Below are 19,377 nucleotides of genomic sequence, written 5' to 3'. Positions count from 1 at the left end.
GTCTCTGGGTTGTGCCTAAAAGCTCGATTGTTGATGATGTGGAGGATTTTAAACACGGGACAGGCCTCTGTTTTCTTCATCCCAGAAAGCTCTCCGGGCTTGGATTACTTTGAGACGTAAGCTGTTGTGCATTTAAATTTTGTGTTGAGGGCGGTCTTTCGTTCTCACCCCACAAGAGTGAAAGTTTATTTGACCATGCAATTTAAAGGCGCATTAGCTTAGCTTTTTGTGGAACAGGTTGTCGGGGTCTGTTAAGCAAGAATGGTGCAAAATGTCAGATGTAACCGGATTTGAAATGAGTCATGAGTCATGAATCATCCCAACAACGGATACTGGTTTTCTGACAGAAGTCGTAACCAGCTCAAAATTTTAGACTCTTGTTCAATATCCCCGATTCATCTGTGGAGTAAATCTAAAATCTAAAATCTAAAATCTAAAATCGACTAACTTGCTTTAAATTCCTTTAAGGAGCGATCGCCAATCCCGACAGCGTTTCAGGTAAATGCGAGCTACATGATCGCTGGGATTTGTTCGCAAACACTCTTCAAATAATTTTCCAGCTTCTCGGAAGTCCTTGCGATCGCACAGTAACATAGCTTCATTATATAGAGACAAATTTGCTAGCTTTGCCGACAAACTTTCCGGCGGGTCTGCATCAAATACCTCATAGACTACGACATATTGAGATTTTCCTTTTACCTGTACTTTATCCACAATCCTAATAGCATAATCTGTCGGATTTCGCAACCGTTCCAAAGTCTGGTGAGAAATTAACAAAGGTACGCCGTAATCTTTGGTCAATCCTTCAATGCGAGATGCTAAATTAACAGCATCGCTAATCACAGTGCTGTCCATTCGGCTTATACCCCCGACTGTCCCCAGCATCAAAGAACCCGAATTGATGCCAATGCCAATTTGAATCGGGACGTAGCCGACGCCTTGACGGTATTCGTTATAATTTTTCAGGATATTTAGCATTGCAATACCCGCTTTCACTGCATCATCTGCAAAGTCACTAAACAAAGCCATAATTGCATCGCCGATGTATTTGTCAATAAACCCGTTATTGCTAGTAATTGCAGGCTCCATTCGTGAAAGGTAAGCATTGATAAATTTAAAATTTTCTTGGGGAGTCATGGTTTCGGAAAGCGTAGTGAAGTCGCGGATATCCGAAAATAGCACCGACATTTCCTGCTGCACTTGGTCGCCTAAATGGACATCTATAATACTTTCATATCCCAACAAATTTAGAAATTGGTGCGGCACAAATCTACCGTAGGCATCAGTTAAGTCTGATTCGGCATCCAGGGATTTTTCTAAATTTTGGTTGAGGTCAAATAGTTTCTTAATAAATAAATGGCGATCGGCTTCAGCTTCTTTGCGTTCCGTGACATCTTGAAAAACTGCGATCGCAAAAGCAATTTTGCCACCCTCGTCAAAAATTGGCGTTCCCCAAATCTCAAGGGGAACTTTCTTGTCGGGTTGATGAATTTCCAGATTTTCAGCCGTCGCGTTTTCGCCCCTCAAAGCTCGGACGATAGGCAAATTCTCGAAAGGGTAGATAGTGTCAGTTCCCGCAATATAAATTTGATAACTTTCTGACAAATCCTCAACTGCCTTTAAGGGTAAAACTCCTTGACCGAGTAACTGCTGTCCGGCGTGATTTACGTAGTAAGGTCTGCCTTTAGAATCTAGCACGAGCACGCCTATGGGAATCGCTTCTAGAAATTGAGCCAGCTTGATTTCACCTTCGCGCACGGCCTCGAATGCGCGAGAGCGTAACTCAGTTTCAACCGTATCGGAATGTTCAGCAGTAGTTTCCAGCAAGATTTCCAGATCCGCTTTTTCCTCCTTCAAGTCTTCCACTTGCTGGCGCAATCTTTCTATCTCTAAAAGTAGCTGTTCTCTAGATGGTTGTTCTTCCAGCATAACTCTAGAATTTGCGCCTCGACTAACAAGAAATTGCTCAACAGCTCGCACCCTAAAAGTAATAGTCTATCTATAGAAATTCCAACTGCAAACCCGGCATCAGGCGCTGGAAATTCCTCAAAGATTTGCCGTGCCAACCTATGCTTTGAGAGCCTTGTACCGCCATTTGCACCCGGGCGGTTTTGCGGATCTCGATAATAAACTTCGATAGCATATTGATGCCTGAACTGTTCAAAAATTCTAACTGCTGCAAATTGAGGGTAATTTTCGCCGGTTCCAAGTCGCCAACCTTCGTCAGGAACTGCGCTATCGGCGCGTACTCCGCAGGCCCGCTCAGCCTTAGAGATCCAATAAAACTCACGGTTGCCGTTGCTGGATCGTAACAGATCCGGTAATCTTCTGTATTAATTTCCATAGCCACAAAAAAAAAGTCCCTTAGATATTATCTAGCGCCAGCGTTGCTTATACTGTTAATTGCACCATAGTTGTCACCGCAATTACTTCCGGGTCTTTGTGTACGGTCTGGAATTTCCAGCCAAGTTTGACGCTATAATCTGTGAGCATGGTCAACAAACCCAATCCAGAATTGGTACAGCTTTCGTCAGCAGCATTTTTTTCCAACCGCTGAATGTAAAGTTCGCTGGGATCGGAGGTCAGCAACTGGTGAATGTAAGCCTGAAACTTGTCCACAGATTGGGGAGAGATGCTATTAGCAACTGAGAAAATCATTCCGTCGCTCTCTAATTGCAGTTTAATATCGATCGGGTACTCCGAGGTTTGATCATTAAACTTCATGGCATTTTCCAATAACTCGTTGGCAATGTAGCTAACAGCGCTTTTTATTTCAGCTTGTCTTTCAATTGTCGAGGGATCATCTTGGTTGCCCGGAAAAAAAGTCGTCAGGTAGTCAGCCAGAAAATCCGCCGATAAACCGTTGTTCCGCCACCGCTGCTTGAGAGGAACCGAACTCGGAGAAAATCCAATTATTAAGTATTCTTGGCTAGCGGGCTGCTCGATGAAATCGCCGAAAATTTGACTCATATCGATGTGAGAGCTAAAGTTTGAGATGATGGGGATCACTGAATATATTTTAAACTTTAGAAGGGAGATCCAAAGAGTTATTTTTGTTTGAGTCCCAGCAAGGTGATGTCATCAAAAACTTTTTGTTCGCCGATGTGCGATCGCACGTCCTTAATTACAGCCTGGCTGATTTCGCCAGCCGAACGCTGCCAATTAATCTCTATTACCTCAATTAACCTATCTAAACCATAAAGCAGTTTATCCATATTTTTAGCTTCCGTAATCCCGTCAGTGTACAGCACTACCACATCTCCTGAATGCAAATGCACAATTTTTTCAGCAACAAATTCAGCAATATCTGCATCCAGCCCGATCGGGAAACCCAAATCCATCGTATCAAACCGCTCGACAGAACCGTTACACCGCACGACAATCATTTCTTCGTGTTGGCCGCTCAACTTCAGCATTCCTTGCTGATAGTCTAGCAAAGCAAGGCTGGCGTTTTTATCGGATTTCATCCGCTGCACGTTATCATAAATTACACTGTTAATAGCAGTTAAAAATCTCACCGGCTCGGCTTCGTTATAGGCGAGCAAAGTTCGCACTGCCGTTTGAACCATAATCATTAACACGCCGCTCTCCAATCCGTGTCCCGTCACATCGCCAATGCCAATTTTCACTCTACCTTTGTGCTGCAGTACATCGTAATAGTCGCCGCCTACTTTCTCAGCAGCTTCCATAAATCCCGCAATACCTAAGCCGATAACTTCCTTGAGATCTCGGTCTTTCGGCACCAGCATCTGCTGAATCGTGCCAGTAACATCTAGTTCTGCGCTCATTCGCATATTTTCAGCTTTTAGGCGAACGTTGAGAACAGTAATTTTTTGATTTGCACCAACTAAGGCATCGGTAATTTTGTTGAACGCACCCACAAGTTGCCCGAGTTCATCTCTGTTATCCAAAATAATTTTGTGGTCAAGATTGCCGCTTGCCATCTTTTTTGCAGCTTCGTCAAGGACAAATACAGTTTGCATAACTGTTCGGTAAGAACTTACAAATAAATAAATAAATATGGCTAAAGTTATTAACACCACAATAGAAACTATGCGTTTCTTGGCAACAAAACTATCAATGCGTTTTTGCAGAAAAAAGTCTAATTAATTGAGAGTTCCATCCCACAGTTAAAAACTAGAATCCAGAACTCGATCGCTCCCATCAAGATAGGCATAATATTCTACTAAGGCTGTGGGATTAATCAGTTTATCTAGTTGCTCATTTAGGTGTTCTACTACCGAGTTAAAGTTGGTCAAATGCTTACTTGATTTCGGGCTCAGATTCCCGTGAGAATTATTGCTAAGTCCTACCTCCATATTGATAGCTAAATCCTGATTAAGTTCTCTCAATTTGCGGGTTAAAGTAATCAGTTTCGCTCTTTCTTTAGGTGTGGCATCGGAACGCAAGCTGTTTATTTGAGAAATAAACCTAATCTCTGACAGAATTTTTGGAATTTCTGGAAACTTCAGCAAAGTAGCATCCATCAAATAATAGGCATCTAGATCGGGGTCTAAAATTAGATTATCAGTATCGCCGACGCGAGCGCTCAGTCTATTAAGTTCGGCAGCTAAACGTTAATCTACAAAATTGTAAGTTTCTAAACTACACTGGCTGTGGCGAAGTTTGAAATTTTGCCAATTTTGATAAATTTTATTAAAGTTTTCACTGGACATTAATATGTTTCCTATCTGGCAATCTGTATTTGCTAGCGCTTGAAAGTTCTTGTCTATCTTCTTGGCTTCTTAATCGGTTCGGGATTCTGAATTGCTTAAATTAGGATTGAAACTATGATAATTTAACAGTTGAAGTTTCGGTATGTATTCCCTCAACTGGCGCAGCGGGCGCAGGTATTGATTACCGTAGATTTCTTTTTTGGAAAAATCAACCCTGCTGTTAATTTCGGAAATCAGCAGGTACATGATCAAGGTTAACGGTATTGCAAATAGACAACCGATTAAGGTAAATTTTTGAGGATAGCTCAGCCGATTCATTAAATGGATAGCCAAGGATTTTCTGTTCATAATTGATACATTTAAATAAGATTATACTAAAAAAGTAGCGATCGCTACTAAAGTAGTTTCGGGGACACTCGCTCTAGAAAAGCACAATGCTAATACAATTAATCAGCGATAGCTGATTTAATTTCTAAGGCGTTTTCGTCCTGTTGCAACAAATTTTGTGGCATCCCTGTGATATCCTTGGCTCAGTTCGCCTTCCACAGTCTAAAACACGTTTAGCAGTTTTGGAACGCAGAATAGTAATTTGTACTGAGATTCGGGGGCAGGATTAGAGGCTTTTAAGAATATTTACTTAAGCATAAATTTTTCTTAATACCCGGAGACAAAAAGTAAAAATTAAGTAATAACTGGGTAGTGCAAGTTTCCTGAAACACAACTGCCGGCAGCAAGTAGGAAATACTTCCCCCGCACCAGCAACCAGCAGTCAAGTCGGTTCTGCACAAAGGAACCAATAGCACCAGCAATAGTGTCTAAGTAAGTATCTGCAGTTGAGTGTTCAGGAGCGATCGCGCATTGTGTAAAGTGAGGCAGAGGGCGTATGATGAAAAGAATCTCCAAAAATAAATCCCCAAAGAATAAAAACCGAGAGCAAAAGCAGCCCAATCCTGTAATCTTGGCTTTGGTGCTGACAGGAATTCTGGTATGGGAAATGTATCCGGCGCTAAGACACACCGCTGCGGCTAACGCGGGCGCTCTCAAAGATTCCCTTGCCCAGTTGGAAAGGCAACAGCAGCAAACCGCGCAGCAATTTTCCTCAGCCGCGGTGTCCCATAAAATCAGCTATTCGGTATTGGCACTCAATACTCTAATTTCCGAACCGGGGAATTTTGCCGAGGGTACGCGCAAAAATCCCCCGAACAAATTGCCCGCCACCGTAGCAGCAGCAGTTCGCAGAGAGTTGTCGGACTCCACTGGCATTGGTGCTGACAAGTTGAAAGTAACTGAATCGAGCGAACAAAGTTGGCCGAATACTTGTTTAGGACTCTCGAAAGCGGATGAAATTTGCGGTCAAATGATTGTCGAAGGTTGGCGGGTTGTGGTTTCTGATGGTAGGCAAACTTGGGTTTACCGTACTAATGCTAGGGGAAATATCTTGCGTTTGGAAAAAAAGTTAGCTAGGTAAATGTACCCCTGTGAAATGAAATATAAGTTTCCTTTTGGAACAGGCCTCTTGCCTGTTCCACAAAGTGTGAATTTTCTTGTGGGAAGTTTCTTGTGGGCTTCTTGAAACAGGCAAGATGCCTGTTCCAAAAAGTGTGAATTTTCTGGTGGGAAGTTTCTTGTGGGGTAAGCACGCCTGTCCCTTAAATCAACCTGGGAGTTGGTTTCTTTCGATGATGCCGCCGCCCAACAGCACTTCTCCGTCATACCAAACAGCCGCTTGTCCGGGGGTAATGCTCAACTGCGGTTCGTCAAAAATCAACTTAACTCTTGTACCGCCGACTTTTTCCTCTGCTTGGGAGGATTGTACAGGAATAATGGTAGCGGGGACGGGTTGCGATCGATATCGAATCTGTACCTGAGCCCGAATCGGAGCCATCGGCGCAGCCACAGAAACCCAATTCACTTTCTGGACTGTACATTCAGATTCTACTGCCAACTGTCGATCGCCCACAATTACCCGATTGCCAGCAGCATCGAGTTCAATCACATACAGCGGTTCCGCGGCAGCAATTCCGAGTCCCTTCCGCTGCCCGATGGTGTAGTGGTGCACACCGTCATGCTGTCCGAGCACCCGCCCTGACTTGTCCACAATGTCACCCTTTTGCGGCGCAATGTACTTATCCAGAAAAGCCCGCATCGAACCGTTACTTTCCACCAAGCATAAATCCTGACTTTCCGGCTTATCAGCAGTTGTCAAGCCAAATTCTGCCGCAATTCTGCGAGTTTCTGTCTTGGTAATTTCCCCCAAAGGAAATTCCGTACCCGCCAACAAATCCTGTGTTAGATCGTACAAGAAATAAGACTGATCTTTCGCAGGGTCGATCGCCCGCAGCAACTGATAACGACCCGTAGCAGCATCGTAAGTAATCCGAGCGTAGTGCCCTGTAGCGATTTTTTCAATTCCCAGTTCTTCGCGAGCATACTTAAGCATTGGCCCGAACTTCACAGTTTTATTGCACTGCGAACAAGGCAAAGGCGTAACTCCTGCACTGTAACCCTCCACCAAATAATCGACAATACTTGCCTGAAAGACCTCGCGGCTGTCAACAATGTGGTGGGGAACGCCCAAATCTTCGCAAATTTTAGCTGCATCGACCATTCCCTCAGAGCAGCACTGACCTTTGCCCTTCATCAACCACAGCGTTAAACCCACCACTTCATATCCCTGATGGTGTAAAATTGCGGCTGCTGCGGAACTATCGACCCCGCCGGAGAGGCCTACAACAATCTTGTTCATGGTTGGAGAGAAATTGCTATTTTACTGTTACTTTGTTCGATCGAGCTAATTTATTATACCACAAAGATACTACAACTTGCCACTGCTGCTGTTAGCTGAAATTTTAGCACTAATATGACTATTCAAAAATTTGTTGTCACCGCCGACCAAATGCGGCAAATAGAAACGAGAATTTTTGCTGCTGGAATGCCAGTCGCAGCTTTAATGGAAAAAGTCGCGGGACTGATTGCTAGACGCATTCAGCAGCTTTTGAAGGTGGAAGGAAGTTCGGCAACGGGCAGTGTAAGGGATTTAACGGATAGAAGGAAAAGGGAAGAAGGGAAAAATCTTGTTAATTCTCAATTGCCAATTATCGGCGTATTGGTTGGCCCAGGACACAACGGCGGCGATGCTTTGGTTGTTGCCCGCGAATTGCACTTTCAAGGGTTCCAAGTAGTTATTTACTGCCCGTTTTCTAAACTAAAAGAACTAACAAAAAATCACGCTGATTATGCGCGTTCTTTAAATATTCCATTTGTTGACAAAATTGAAAATTTGAAAAACTGCGATTGGCTTGTAGATGGTTTATTTGGATTCGGATTAGAACGAGAAATTAATAACGCCACTGCGGCAGCTCTTGACGAAATAAATAATTTAGACATACCCATTTTAAGTATAGACATTCCATCGGGAATTCATACAGATACCGGAGAAGTTTTGGGAACGGCAATTCGGGCAAAACATACATTATGTTTGGGTTTGTGGAAAATGGCTTTTCTGCAAGACAGAGCGTTAGAATATATCGGCAGTTCCGAATTAATTGATTTTGATATTCCCGCAGCAGATATTGCAGCAATATTGGGTGAAACGCCAGCAATACAACGCATTACAAAAGCCTCGGCAACTCAGCATTTGCCGTTACCCCGATCGCCAATTTCGCACAAATACACCAACGGTCACTTACTAATTATTGCAGGTTCCCGCCGCTACAGCGGTGCAGCAATTTTGGCAGCATTGGGAGCAAGAGCAAGCGGCATCGGAATGCTGTCAATCGCTGTTCCTGAGTCGATTAAACCGATGTTGAGCAGCCAGTTGCCAGAGGCATTAGTTATAGGATGTCCCGAAACCCAAAGCGGTGCAATTAGCGAGTTGCCAGTAGCAATTGATTTGGGCCTCTATGATGCGATCGCCGCAGGGCCAGGTCTGACATTGGAAGCGGCAATAGCTGTAGAATCTCTACTGGAGAGCGATCGACCTCTGGTTTTAGATGCTGACGGTTTAAATATCCTCGCTCAACTCGGCACAGTCCCGATTTTGTCGGAACGTTCAGCACTTACAATTATCACGCCTCACCCGGGTGAATTCAAGCGTTTATTTCCCGAATTAGCCGACGAAACCGGCGATGATCGAATTGCGGCAACTCAAGCAGCAGCTCAGCTTTGTGGCGCAACGATATTGCTCAAAGGAGCGAGAGTTTGCATAAGTTGGAAGGATGAGGGCGATTCCCTACGGGATAGCTACGCTTCACGTATCATCACCTATCTCAATCCCGAAAGCACCCCAGCCCTCGCCAGAGGCGGCAGCGGCGATGTTCTCACCGGCTTGTTAGGGGGACTATTAGCAACAGCGATCGCCCGCAAGTCCCCCCCCAAATTAGTTGCTGTAACAGCAGCTTGGTGGCACGCTCAAGCGGGAATCATGGCTGCCAAAGAACGGACGGAATTAGGAGTAGATGCCTTTACTTTGACACAGTATTTAATTCCAACATTGCGAGAATTTACTGAGTAAACAATCAACATTAGTTGGTAGGGTGCGTACCTCGCATCTTTGTATTGGGTAGGTGTCCACCGCGCACCTTACCCCTTGGTTTGTATTGACAACGGAAGTCCTCATAAAAATATTACAACTTGTATTCGTTATGACAAACCAACGGGTAACTCAAACGAGTGACACTCACATGAGTGACACTCCAAAAAGTGACTGTGCATCCACAAATCCCACCAGTTATACCTGAAATATCAAAGACGAAAACTTAAATGTTGAGAGGAACCACATTATGTATACCGAAGAAAGAAGCTTGAACAATGAAACTATGGCTCTTGTCGCCGATACTACTGCTCAATCAAGTCTTACATTTGCTGAAACCACTGGAGTAAACAAACCCACTTTACAAATGGGTTCAACAGGTCAAGCTGTCAAGGAACTACAACAGCTTCTATATCATTGGGCTTATTATTTCGGGCCGATTGACGGTATTTTCGGCGTCCAAGTTCAAAACGCCGTCAAAGGCTATCAACACCGCGTCTTTTTAAAAGAAGATGGGATTGTCGGCCCTATCACTTGGGAAGCACTATACTCTGGTGCACCTGTGAATATGCCGATCGTCATGAAGGGCAGTTCTGGTAATGCTGTTAAAATTGTTCAGAATGTCTTGAAAATCAATGGATACTATTTCGGCTCCATTGACGGATTCTTCGGGGCGATGACAGATGTAGCAGTGCGGCAATTGCAACTGAGCAAGGCTTTACCGCAAGATGGAATTGTAGGCTACAGAACTTGGCACGCCCTCAGCAAGTTACCGCATTAATGACTGGTTGGCTTCACTTTCAGTCATCGCCAAAAATCGGTAGCTCAATTAGGGATTTAGGCTTTACCTAAGTCCCTAATTATCGTTAAGGGGAAGGCAGCGCGCGGGAAGGGCGATCGCAAATTCTCTTACCGTTCTCGGCGATAAAAAATATTCTCGACTTTTCCGTGTTTATTTCTTACTATATCTTAGGAAATTGGGAGTCACAATCCGGTTTATTTCTCTTCTGATTTAGTTGTAAATAGTTGCAATCATAAAATTATTATTCCGATACTTACCTAACAAGACTTAGGCATGGAGGGCTTATTCCCGGTTTCTACGAAAAATTCCAGGTTTAGTAACAAGAAATTTAGGAATCAACCGGGTTTTTAAGCCAAGCGCACGCAAGTCCCGAACTAGCCTTTGATGAACTTTTCTAATTTTTGAGCCATCTTCTCTATCATTCCCTCCGAAGTATCTCCCGCCGATGATTCAGCTTCAATACGCTTGACCACATCCTCTGAAAGATTCAGCAACTGCACTAATTTTTGATAAGCTGCGGCTTCTTCAGCGTTAATTTTTGGTTCGTCAGGAGTGCGAGAACTAGATGAAATCACTTCATAGCCGAGTTGCAGGACTAATTCCCTTTCATCTTGAGTTTCTAGTTGACCGATCAACTCGTCAAGGGGAATATTTTGCATAATATAATCCCGCAGTTCTTGTTGCATTTGTTGTCCGTCGGTATCTGGGGCAAACAAACTGCAAAAACGATCGAGCATTAAATCAACTTCTTCTGTCGCGAGTTGGCCGTCAGCCCAAGCCATAGAAGTAACAATCCTCAGCAGATTCATCTGGCGGGGCGTAATTGATGGAGGAGGTGGGGTTTGCATAATTAAAATGGGTAATTGGGAATTGAAAATTGGGAATTGGGAATTGGGAATTAGGAATTGAGCCTGATTCCTTCTTGTCTTTTCTTTCCCGTTCCCCTTCATTTATGTCACAATTTCGACAGAGGAACTCCCAGCCATCCAGTAAAGTTTTGTTTCTGAATAGCGGTGGGCTGTTCCACCGGCACGATCGAGTAGCGGCCAGGCCGCGGCGGCGCGAGAGTCACACGACAAGTCCGCAGTTCGTCTTGGTGAAAAACTGTCACCGAGACGATATCCCCAGGCTTGAAATCTTTTAGTCTCTCGCCCGCTTGTTCTGAATTTACCCGAAAACCTTCGATCGCCAGCAACTCGTCCCCAGCGTCAATTCCCGCCAATTGTGCCGGAGAGCCTATTTCGACAAATTTAACCATTTCCCGCCCGTTTTCCGATCCCAACGTCCAACCGATGCGAGGCGTTCGGTCAGTTTCATCTACCCAAATTTGCAGCCCGAAAGGTTCGAGATATTTGTTGTAAGGCAACTCTTCTGTACCGTCTATATAGCGCGCAAAAAAGTCGCTCAAATCAATGCCGGCGACGGACTCGATCGCACTTTGCAACTCTTCGGGAGTAAAGCCTATTTCTGCGGGCAGCGAAGGAGAATTTAAGTGTCCGTTTGATGTCAAATGCGCCGACTTGCCGTCTGTTTCCGACTTCAGGTCAAAATCGCCATTTTCAGTCGAATTAGCATTGCCAAACTGCTGCCACATCAAACGCATCACATCGTCGAGCGATCGCTCATTGCCGTGTCTAGCTCGAATCAACAAATCGAGCAAAAACGAAACAACTTCCCCTTTCAAATAATAGGAAATCTGCGAATTATCGCTGTTAGCATCCCGGCGATAAAGTTTAATCCAAGCATCCCAGCTCGACTCGCTCAGAGGCTGCACGTTCCGCCCCGGAGTCGTCTGCAAGCGAGTAATTTCCTTAGCCATACCTTGGAAAAAACCTTTCACGCTGTAGAGACCAGCTCGAAAAGGAATCACCAAATCGTAATAGCTGGTAGTCCCTTCAGAAAACCATAAAGAAGGAGTATAATTCTCTTTTTCGTAGTCAAATACTTCCAGAGCTTTCGGTCGAATGCGCTTGACATTCCACAGGTGAAAAAACTCGTGAGCTACCAACTGAATAAAGCGTTCATACTTTTCCTTAGCCCGAAAACCAAAACGCGGATAGTTGAGAGTGCAGCTCTCCTTGTGTTCCAAACCGCCAAAACCAGAGCCAGACAAATGCAGGAAAAACACATAGCGTTCGTAAGGCAAACCGCCGAACATTTTTGCCTCGACTTCGATCACTTTTTGGATGTCTCGAATCGTGCGATCTGGTTCTAAATTGCCTTTCCCCCAAACAACTAGCTGGTGGGCTTTTCCCATCACTTCAAACTCGTACACTTCGTGATAGCCAATCTCAAAAGGACTGTCTACCAGAGTGTCAAAATCCGCAGCAGCGAAAGTAAGATTTTGGCCAGAAACAGGTGGCAAAGTAGTAACGGTGCGCCATTCGGGCTGCGGCGGCACAACGGTTACGGTGTAGCAGTTGCTCTCAAAACCGGGCAAGAAAAAGCACAAAGCCGCCGGATTGAAATAACCGTGAGTCGAGTCTAAATGATTGGTTCGCACTGTCAGTTCATTGGCAAAAATGCGGTAGAAAACCGTGACATCTGACACGGAATTTGTCTCGATTTGCCAGTGATTTTTGCTGAGCTTGCGCCAAGGTAAAGCACGCGCGGCGTAGCTATCCCGTAGGGAATCGCCCACCTGTGAGCTAAAATCTTGCAGGTGGCGGGCGTACTCTCGAACCAAGTAAGAACCGGGAGTCCAAACAGGCATTTTTAAATCCAGAACCTGCTCCGACCAACCTTGCACGCGCAAAGTTACTTCAAAGAGGTGGGATTCAGGATTGGGCATCGCCACCGAATATTGAATTGTCGGTGCTGTTAGTTGCCCCTGACTGTTGCCGGCAGCGGACGAAGTATCCAAACAAGTAACATCAGTCATTGACTTGCCAAATTAATCAAGTGCTTGAGGTTGATCAAATGGATAGTTTGGCGGTCTGGATCGATATTGATCCAACCTTTACTATCGAGTTTTTCCATAATTTTGCTGGTTTCATCTAGGGTGATATCTGTGACATCAGCTAAGTCTTCATAAGGAATATTGAAGATATCTTTGCCCTCAGCAGTTTTCTGACCGTAGTTTTCTGCCAGCTCGACTAAAGTATTTGCTAGTTTAACCGCTGGCTGGCGGTTGCGGAGTTGATAGCGGAGATTGGTTTGGCGCAGCCGCCGTACCATCAGTTGCAGCATCCGGTGGTGCAATTGCGGGTCTTTAAACAGGGTTTGGATAAATCGCTGAGCTGTGACGCTGAGAAGTCGCACTGGCGATAGAGCAAGTACGTCATTCGATCGGGGAGATTCGTCCAGAATGGCCATTTCGCCGAAGAAGGCACCCCGTCCTAAAATAGCCATTGATACAGCTCGATCGTTTGACAAGCGGCGGACTTTTACCCAGCCAGACACGACAAAGTAAATCGCGTTGCCCCAAGAATCCTCCATCACTACAGCTCGGCCCGGGGGATACTCATGCTTGACGGCATTTGATAGCAACCCTCCCAAGGTTTCTGGGTTAGCACCCTTAAATAGAGGGAACAGCTCACTGAAAGCTTCTGTCTTCATGCAAACTCGCGGAGGTGGGAAATATGATTAGGCGACACCCAACAGCTAGGGAACGATCGATGTTTGGGAACACAAACAATCTGTTGCTCCTTTAATTGATGATAAGGGTGCAGAGGCCCGGTTCACGTAAAATCGGCAGATTCTTTAATCTTAAACGGGTTTACAAGCCGGCCACTGCCTGTTGAACTTTACCCAACAGAGGTTCTATGTATTCCGGCCAGCCGATCGCGATTGACTGTGTGTGGGCCAGAGTTTCCGGCTCGATCGCATCTTTAGTCCACCTCAGCGGTTGACCTTGCAAGTCGCAACAAACCAATCCGGCTGCTTTTGCTAGAGCCAGAGGGCCGGCGGTATCCCAAACTTTAACTCTGCCGTTGAGATACAAATACAAACCGGCTCTACCGAAGATAACTTCCATCACTTTTAAGCCAAAGCTGCCCAGCGAGTAAAATTCGGCTCCGGGGATGCTTTGGGCGATCGCCCGGGCGTAGTTTTTCTGGTCTTTGTCTCCAAGAATAATTTTACAATTTTCCGCTGTCGGAGCCGGCGGTTTGCACAGCGCGATCGGCTGCGGCGCTTGGGTTCCCACACTTTGGAACAATCCCCAATCTTTGCCACCAAAATACATTTGGTCAAAAGCCGGGGCGTTGAGCCAGCCGGCCACCGGTTCCCCTTCAAGCAGCAGCCCCACCATCGAAGCGTAGTGCAGTTTTCCCCGAATAAATTCTTCAGTCCCGTCGAGGGGATCGATGCACCAGAGGCGTTGGTAATTGGCCCCGTAAGCTGCTCTGGAGGCGCTGTTTTCCTCGGTGATCCTGCCGTCTTCAGGAAACAAAGCGCTAAATGCTGCCGATAGTTGTCGGTCTAGGTATTGATCGATACTCGTCACGTAGTCGTTGGGCCCTTTCTCGGAAACTTCAAAAGGTTCGGCGGCTAGCTTGTAAGCTTCTTGACCGCACTCGCGTAGGGTGTAGCGAATTTTTTGGTCTTGCTCTGGAGAAATATACATGAGGTTAAACATAAATTCTTTAGCTAACTTCAGCATAAAAGCTTAAGTCCTTTGAATCGATCGGCGCGAGTCACTGTTTTTGAGTCGTACAGGATTTGCGCCCGGTTGTCCATAAACCCGGTTTCCTAAGCATGAGGGCCGTTGCTATACAAGTCCCAGACAGGAGTGGTGGAATTAAAAAAATTTAGACATGACGGAGAACCCCCAGATTCATCATGTGTAGAGTCAATCTAAAATCTAAAATCTAAAATCTAAAATCTAAAATCGACTGACTGACCGCACCACCACTTTCAATAGTTGAGGATAGAATTTTCTGAGGTTAGATAATTTGTGCCAGCACCAAATTGCAGTTTGTTTGGTGGACAATAAATATGCTGCTGGAGTGCAGGTTTTACTGGAAGCAATGGCCGCCCGGTCGTCATGACTGGGACTCAAGGTAGGGTCGATTATTTAGCTGCCCCGGATCTTGCCAAAGTTGTAAATGTGGGAGATGCAACAGGTTTGCGGGATGCGATCGTCCATTTGCTAAAAAATCCTCAAGAAGCTGAATCTCAAGCGCAGCGCGGCTACGAAATGGTTGTGAACCAGCACAGCAGCGAACGTTATGTCGATGTTTTAGCCCAGAAGTGGCGATCGCTTTAATAAAACTGTAGGGTGCGCCTCGGCGCACCATAAATCACGTCTGCAGGATGCACAATGCACACCTTACTGACATAGATAAAAAGCCCAACTATTTATTACCTAAGTCATATAGCGAGCGCAAATGATTTGTAAATCATCGAGCGTGTATAATGAGAGATGTAAATCTAAGTAGAAGTTGAGATGTCCCGAGAGAAATCGTCAGACAAATTCAAAGAAGATGCAGCCCAGGCTTTATTATAACTCGAAAATTTTATTGCCGGCAATCCCGACCCAAGAGAACTAAAAAGAGCTGTCTTCTGTTCGGATGCTAATTGAAGGGATATGTCGCAAAACTATCCCAACTATTTTGGGAGTATCATCTCCATTTATCAGCAAGTGGAAAATCAATTATGCGTTGTATGGAATTGAAGGATTGCTCTTAAATCATCGAGGCTCGCAGGGACAGCTTAAGCCAGAAGAACGAGAGGAAATTATCCAATGGTTAACCGATAAAAATCAGTGGGATATATCTGCTGTTGCCAATTATATAGCAGAGCGATATCAGATTGAATTTAAATCTCAAACCAGCTACTATCAACTCTTTAAGTCAGCGGGAATTAGCTGGAAAAAGTCTCAAAAAAAGAACCCAAAAGGTGATGAAGAGCTTGTCAAAAAAAAGCACCAAGAAATTTGTGAAACTCTCGAAGAACATCGAGAAGCTATAGAGTCGAGAAAGCTTGTGGTGTATTTGATTGATGAGTGTCACCTTCTTTGGGGAGATGCCTGTGGCTATGTTTGGGGAAGGCGCAATGAGAAAATAGAAATACCAGTGGTAAATGAGAGAGAAAAACAAACTTATTATGGTGCGACCGATTATTTAACCAAACAGTTTGTTCTGCGAGAATATGCGACTGCGAATTCCGAGAATACGGTCGATTTCTTAAAGTATTTACAATGCTTAAATCCTGAAGCGAGACACTTGATTATTTGGGATGGAGCTAGTTACCACAAATATAAAGAGATGAAGGCTTACCTAGAAGAAGTTAATCGAGGCAAACCGAAGGATGAATGGCCTTTAACTTGTGTCCTATTTGCTCCCAATGCTCCCGAGCAAAATCCCGTAGAGGATATTTGGCTCCATGCCAAAACTTGGGTGAGAAAATTTGGGAATCGGATCGGTTCTTTTTCCTTGGTTAAATGGTTCTTCAATTTTACCATACAGCAGCAAAGATTTGACTTTCCCAAGCTACACAAGTTTGGTGATTTTGAGCTAACATTCTCATAAAACTCATGCTCGATCGAACCCTCAATCGATTTATGAATGATTTGCGATCGCTATATTTAAAAAATCATCAATTATGAGTTGCAGTTCCTAATTAAATCTCACAGCAGTTACTTACCTAGTAAATAAACCGGGTTTGACAAAGATAATCGAAAGGCTTAAGGAAGTATTTTCGTTCATCAAACTCGGTTTCTGTGCCTAAAACGGTTTCACTCAAAACTCCGAAATCAAAACTATTAAGACTCCCGTCCACTCGCCCACTTATCCCGCCATTTCACAGTCCCTTCCGAAACTAAAACCCAGCGGCGACAAACCAGATTTTCTCGCAGCGGCGACAGTCCTTCCCGTAGCAGCGCATACTTATAAGAAATCAACTTCCCCGCACTTTCATTAAAAGGAATTTCCCCAAACCAAGTATTAGTATTGATATACTCTAAGGGGTAGCCCTTACTAATATCCCAATTCCCCAATTCAGGACAATCTCCAATCACCACAATTCTTTCCCCAGGCTGAGTTCTAACGCTGTTAAGCTGCGCCCGCACAATAGTTTTCGCCTTAACTCGCTCTCCGACGCGGCTAAAAATCATTACTTCCCGCGAACCCAACTCTAAGTTGTACAGCATTCCATCTTTAACTTCAAACTTACGGCGGGATAAAACCTCCGTATGCTCTCCATCAGGCAGCTCAGTATCCACCTCTTTAAGTGTCACAGAATTGCCCCGATTCATCGCTACAAACACCACGGAATCGCGATAGCGACGCACGTAACAATAAACATCAGCAGTTAGATATTTTTGCCACTGACTCCCCATCGAAATAGCTGGATTCAGCCGCCGCAAGCCCGACAGCAACCGCACATCTCGATAAATCGGCGAATCAGTATCCCACTTTTCCATCATCGGGCGGTTGTAGGGGTCGTTTCCCCCTTCGGTATCATCGTGAAGATACTGTTCGGTGCCGTAATAAATGCAGGGAATGCCGCGAGTCGTCATAATTAAACCTATCGCCAACCGCAGCATTTCTGGATCGGGATTCAACGACTGAAACCTCGGCATATCGTGGTTGTCAATAAAAGTAATCAACTCCGTCGCCCCGTAGTAGCGGTGATCCAAATTCAGGACATCTTGGACTAACTTAAATCCCGCCTCCGCACCCTTTCCCAATACTTCTCGAATTGCCACGCACAGACCAAAATCTAAAATAGTCATCCCCGACTCGTTGACAAATTCCACAGAACGATCGTTTCTAGGGTCGCTGTAAATCCATTCGCCAAAAATGAAAACATCAGGTCTGTGTGTTAAAATGTCAGCATTAAATTCCTGCCAAAACCAAATAGGCATATGCTTGACTGTATCAACCCGCAAAGCATCAACGCCTCTGTCCAGCCATTGTTTAATTGCTGACTTAATGTAATTGCGGTATGCAATATTGTTTTCGTTGAAAGTTGCTAAACCAGAGAGTTCGCAGTTTTGGACTTGCCATTCATCTTCCCAGTTTGTGACTTCGCCGTAGTGGTGATACCAGTCATCTTCATCGTCGTTAAAGTCAGCTATTTTTACGCCGTCGTCGTAGAGTTCCCCTTTTTTACCACTAAAATCTGGGTTGCTGTGATTGCAGACAATATCGAGCACGAGTTTCATATTTCGCTGGTGCAACTCGTATACTAATTTGTCAAATACGGTATCTTTAGTTTCTTGTGTTTGGTTGATAGAAGGATTGTCGCCTGTGGCAATGAAGCGGGGATTTAGTCGCTTAAAATCTTTAGTCCAGTAGCCGTGAATTGCAGCTTGTTCGACAAATAATGCTTCAACTTGCTCGAACAGTGGAGTCAGCCAAACTGCGGTAACTCCCATATCTTTTAAGTAATCGAGTTTGTCGATAACTCCCTGCAAGTCGCCGCCCCAATATTTGCCCCAATCTTTGCCTTCTGGATCGTAAAGTTCTGGGTTGGGGCCTTCGTTATTTGCGGGGTCGCCGTCGTAAAAGCGATCGACTACAATGAAATAAATTGTTTCTTGTCGGAATTCAATGTCTCTGGTGTAGAGGAATTCTAAATCGAGTTCGCTTTCTGGCTTAACTTCTTCTACCAGAGAGTCAATTTTTTCTTCGGCTTCGCTAACTTCGTATTGAGAGGAAGTTTGATTTGGAGTGACTGATGTCATGAGATGTATTTTTTTATATTGTAAGATTGGTCAGTTATTCGGAGCTACAGTCGGAGATAGCTTTCCCCTCTAACTGACTTTTAGAGCATCATACGGAATTTACTCGTTTAATGAAATCTTCCTTTAGAGAGAGGGCAGGCTCATCCTTGAGTATTAGGTGGATGAGAGTTAATATTTAGCGTAATTCTCAATCACAGAGGCAGAGCCTCAAAAACCAGTGCTACCAGGCTGAGCCTGTTAACGAGAAAAGGTACACTCATTGTGTGATCGCACTTTTTCCCTTGCTTCTATTCCTCCCGCAAGTTTTGGATATCTTCAACGCTCAAACCAGTAGTTTGACTAATGGTTTGATTGTCAAGGACATTGAGAAGTTGCCTAGCAATTTATAGAGCCTTTTCTCTCATTCCTAGCGCGAGTCCTTCTTCTCTGCCTCCTGGGATGCCTTGTTCTCTGCCTTGTGCGATGCCTTTTTCAATTCCCTTGAGCAAGACACGCTGCTGATCGAGAATAAACATTTCGTGTTCTTCTAAATATGCCAACTCCTCTGGATTCAAATTAGTTTCATTGGCAATCGCAAAGGCTTGCTGTATTTCCGATACTGTTTCCATTGTTGACGGCACTATTTCCAAGCTGGGAGCATTTTTCTTAAAATAAATCCACTTATACCAATTTAATATGAAGCTGCATAGAATAGGGCTTCAAGAATAAAATTGTAAGATGACAACGAACAGATTTC

Annotated in this window: 16 protein-coding genes and 1 pseudogene; 5 read left to right on the top strand and 12 right to left on the bottom strand. The window is 44.6% G+C overall.

The features are described 5' to 3' along the window. Positions 1-453 precede the first annotated feature (453 nt). From QUB25_RS19475 to QUB25_RS19455, 5 genes are all read right to left on the bottom strand, one after another. The gene (locus tag QUB25_RS19475; protein ID WP_333185224.1) at positions 454-1,929 is read right to left on the bottom strand and encodes an adenylate/guanylate cyclase domain-containing protein; all 1,476 of its coding nucleotides are present in this window, start codon (positions 1,927-1,929) and stop codon (positions 454-456) included. Positions 1,930-1,999: 70 nt separating this feature from the next. Then, complete coding sequence (locus tag QUB25_RS19470; protein WP_333063675.1) at positions 2,000-2,344, bottom strand: slr1659 superfamily regulator; 345 nt, start codon at positions 2,342-2,344, stop codon at positions 2,000-2,002. 47 nt (positions 2,345-2,391) lie between these two features. Beyond that, positions 2,392-2,970, bottom strand: a complete 579-nt coding sequence (locus QUB25_RS19465; protein ID WP_333063673.1) for a DUF6272 family protein — start codon at positions 2,968-2,970, stop codon at positions 2,392-2,394. 77 nt (positions 2,971-3,047) lie between these two features. After that, positions 3,048-3,983, bottom strand: a complete 936-nt coding sequence (locus QUB25_RS19460) for a SpoIIE family protein phosphatase (protein ID WP_333185222.1) — start codon at positions 3,981-3,983, stop codon at positions 3,048-3,050. A 147-nt stretch (positions 3,984-4,130) separates the two neighbouring features. Continuing rightward, positions 4,131-4,490 (bottom strand): hypothetical protein, encoded by a 360-nt coding sequence (locus tag QUB25_RS19455; protein ID WP_333185220.1) that lies wholly within the window; start codon positions 4,488-4,490, stop codon positions 4,131-4,133. Between the two features lie 1,069 nt (positions 4,491-5,559). Here QUB25_RS19455 and QUB25_RS19450 point away from each other — a divergent pair. Then, on the top strand, positions 5,560-6,144 hold the full coding sequence (locus tag QUB25_RS19450; protein ID WP_333037715.1) for a hypothetical protein: 585 nt from the start codon (positions 5,560-5,562) through the stop codon (positions 6,142-6,144). Positions 6,145-6,330: 186 nt separating this feature from the next. On the opposite strand, the gene mnmA is transcribed toward QUB25_RS19450, so the two are convergent. After that, positions 6,331-7,422 carry a tRNA 2-thiouridine(34) synthase MnmA gene (gene mnmA, locus QUB25_RS19445; protein ID WP_333037717.1) on the bottom strand — a complete coding sequence of 364 codons (1,092 nt, stop codon included), beginning with the start codon at positions 7,420-7,422 and terminating at the stop codon, positions 6,331-6,333. Positions 7,423-7,536: 114 nt separating this feature from the next. Here mnmA and QUB25_RS19440 point away from each other — a divergent pair, with 114 nt between their 5' ends. Together QUB25_RS19440 and QUB25_RS19435 are read left to right on the top strand one after the other, a co-directional pair. Then, positions 7,537-9,189, top strand: a complete 1,653-nt coding sequence (locus QUB25_RS19440) for an NAD(P)H-hydrate dehydratase (protein WP_333185217.1) — start codon at positions 7,537-7,539, stop codon at positions 9,187-9,189. A 268-nt stretch (positions 9,190-9,457) separates the two neighbouring features. Beyond that, positions 9,458-9,988 carry a peptidoglycan-binding protein gene (locus QUB25_RS19435; protein WP_333037722.1) on the top strand — a complete coding sequence of 177 codons (531 nt, stop codon included), beginning with the start codon at positions 9,458-9,460 and terminating at the stop codon, positions 9,986-9,988. A 395-nt stretch (positions 9,989-10,383) separates the two neighbouring features. On the opposite strand, the gene QUB25_RS19430 is transcribed toward QUB25_RS19435, so the two are convergent. The 4 genes from QUB25_RS19430 to QUB25_RS19415 all read right to left on the bottom strand — a co-directional run bounded on the left by QUB25_RS19430 (position 10,384) and on the right by QUB25_RS19415 (position 14,612). Next, positions 10,384-10,857: a TerB family tellurite resistance protein gene (locus tag QUB25_RS19430; RefSeq protein ID WP_333062604.1), complete on the bottom strand. Its 474-nt coding sequence runs from the start codon at positions 10,855-10,857 to the stop codon at positions 10,384-10,386. 107 nt (positions 10,858-10,964) lie between these two features. Then, positions 10,965-12,890 (bottom strand): M61 family metallopeptidase, encoded by a 1,926-nt coding sequence (locus QUB25_RS19425; RefSeq protein WP_333185215.1) that lies wholly within the window; start codon positions 12,888-12,890, stop codon positions 10,965-10,967. Then, the gene (locus QUB25_RS19420; protein WP_332985141.1) at positions 12,887-13,567 is read right to left on the bottom strand and encodes a Crp/Fnr family transcriptional regulator; all 681 of its coding nucleotides are present in this window, start codon (positions 13,565-13,567) and stop codon (positions 12,887-12,889) included. The genes QUB25_RS19425 and QUB25_RS19420 overlap by 4 nt, the downstream gene beginning before the upstream one ends. 160 nt (positions 13,568-13,727) lie before the next feature. After that, positions 13,728-14,612 carry an inositol monophosphatase family protein gene (locus QUB25_RS19415; RefSeq protein WP_333185213.1) on the bottom strand — a complete coding sequence of 295 codons (885 nt, stop codon included), beginning with the start codon at positions 14,610-14,612 and terminating at the stop codon, positions 13,728-13,730. 384 nt (positions 14,613-14,996) lie between these two features. On the opposite strand from QUB25_RS19415, the gene QUB25_RS19410 reads away from it, so the two are divergent. Together QUB25_RS19410 and QUB25_RS19405 are read left to right on the top strand one after the other, a co-directional pair. Next, a complete protein-coding gene (locus QUB25_RS19410) occupies positions 14,997-15,218 on the top strand; it encodes a glycosyltransferase (RefSeq protein ID WP_333185211.1) in 222 nt (73 codons plus the stop codon). Positions 15,219-15,398: 180 nt separating this feature from the next. Then, positions 15,399-16,482, top strand: a pseudogene (locus QUB25_RS19405) (IS630 family transposase). A 233-nt stretch (positions 16,483-16,715) separates the two neighbouring features. On the opposite strand, the gene QUB25_RS19400 reads toward QUB25_RS19405, so the two are convergent. Continuing rightward, positions 16,716-18,641 carry an alpha-amylase family glycosyl hydrolase gene (locus QUB25_RS19400; protein WP_333062611.1) on the bottom strand — a complete coding sequence of 642 codons (1,926 nt, stop codon included), beginning with the start codon at positions 18,639-18,641 and terminating at the stop codon, positions 16,716-16,718. 383 nt (positions 18,642-19,024) lie between these two features. Continuing rightward, entirely contained in the window at positions 19,025-19,249 is a 225-nt protein-coding gene (locus tag QUB25_RS19395) for a hypothetical protein (protein WP_333185208.1), read from the bottom strand. Positions 19,250-19,377 lie beyond the last annotated feature (128 nt).

The sequence above is a fragment of the Microcoleus sp. B3-D7 genome, from assembly GCF_036705305.1.
In the GTDB taxonomy this organism is placed as follows: Bacteria; Cyanobacteriota; Cyanobacteriia; order Cyanobacteriales; family Microcoleaceae; genus Microcoleus.
The sequence above is the reverse complement of the archived record's forward strand: the minus strand, read 5'-3'. Positions and strand labels throughout refer to the sequence as shown.

Coding starts and splice junctions, on each gene's coding strand:
- QUB25_RS19435 (WP_333037722.1), top strand. CDS start 9,458: ATGTATACCGAAGAAAGAAGCTTGAACAATGAAACTATGGCTCTTGTC.
- QUB25_RS19400 (WP_333062611.1), bottom strand. CDS start 18,641: ATGACATCAGTCACTCCAAATCAAACTTCCTCTCAATACGAAGTTAGC.
- QUB25_RS19430 (WP_333062604.1), bottom strand. CDS start 10,857: ATGCAAACCCCACCTCCTCCATCAATTACGCCCCGCCAGATGAATCTG.
- QUB25_RS19395 (WP_333185208.1), bottom strand. CDS start 19,249: ATGGAAACAGTATCGGAAATACAGCAAGCCTTTGCGATTGCCAATGAA.
- QUB25_RS19465 (WP_333063673.1), bottom strand. CDS start 2,970: ATGAGTCAAATTTTCGGCGATTTCATCGAGCAGCCCGCTAGCCAAGAA.
- QUB25_RS19410 (WP_333185211.1), top strand. CDS start 14,997: ATGACTGGGACTCAAGGTAGGGTCGATTATTTAGCTGCCCCGGATCTT.
- mnmA (WP_333037717.1), bottom strand. CDS start 7,422: ATGAACAAGATTGTTGTAGGCCTCTCCGGCGGGGTCGATAGTTCCGCA.
- QUB25_RS19420 (WP_332985141.1), bottom strand. CDS start 13,567: ATGAAGACAGAAGCTTTCAGTGAGCTGTTCCCTCTATTTAAGGGTGCT.
- QUB25_RS19475 (WP_333185224.1), bottom strand. CDS start 1,929: ATGCTGGAAGAACAACCATCTAGAGAACAGCTACTTTTAGAGATAGAA.
- QUB25_RS19470 (WP_333063675.1), bottom strand. CDS start 2,344: ATGGAAATTAATACAGAAGATTACCGGATCTGTTACGATCCAGCAACG.
- QUB25_RS19440 (WP_333185217.1), top strand. CDS start 7,537: ATGACTATTCAAAAATTTGTTGTCACCGCCGACCAAATGCGGCAAATA.
- QUB25_RS19415 (WP_333185213.1), bottom strand. CDS start 14,612: ATGCTGAAGTTAGCTAAAGAATTTATGTTTAACCTCATGTATATTTCT.
- QUB25_RS19460 (WP_333185222.1), bottom strand. CDS start 3,983: ATGCAAACTGTATTTGTCCTTGACGAAGCTGCAAAAAAGATGGCAAGC.
- QUB25_RS19450 (WP_333037715.1), top strand. CDS start 5,560: ATGATGAAAAGAATCTCCAAAAATAAATCCCCAAAGAATAAAAACCGA.
- QUB25_RS19425 (WP_333185215.1), bottom strand. CDS start 12,890: ATGACTGATGTTACTTGTTTGGATACTTCGTCCGCTGCCGGCAACAGT.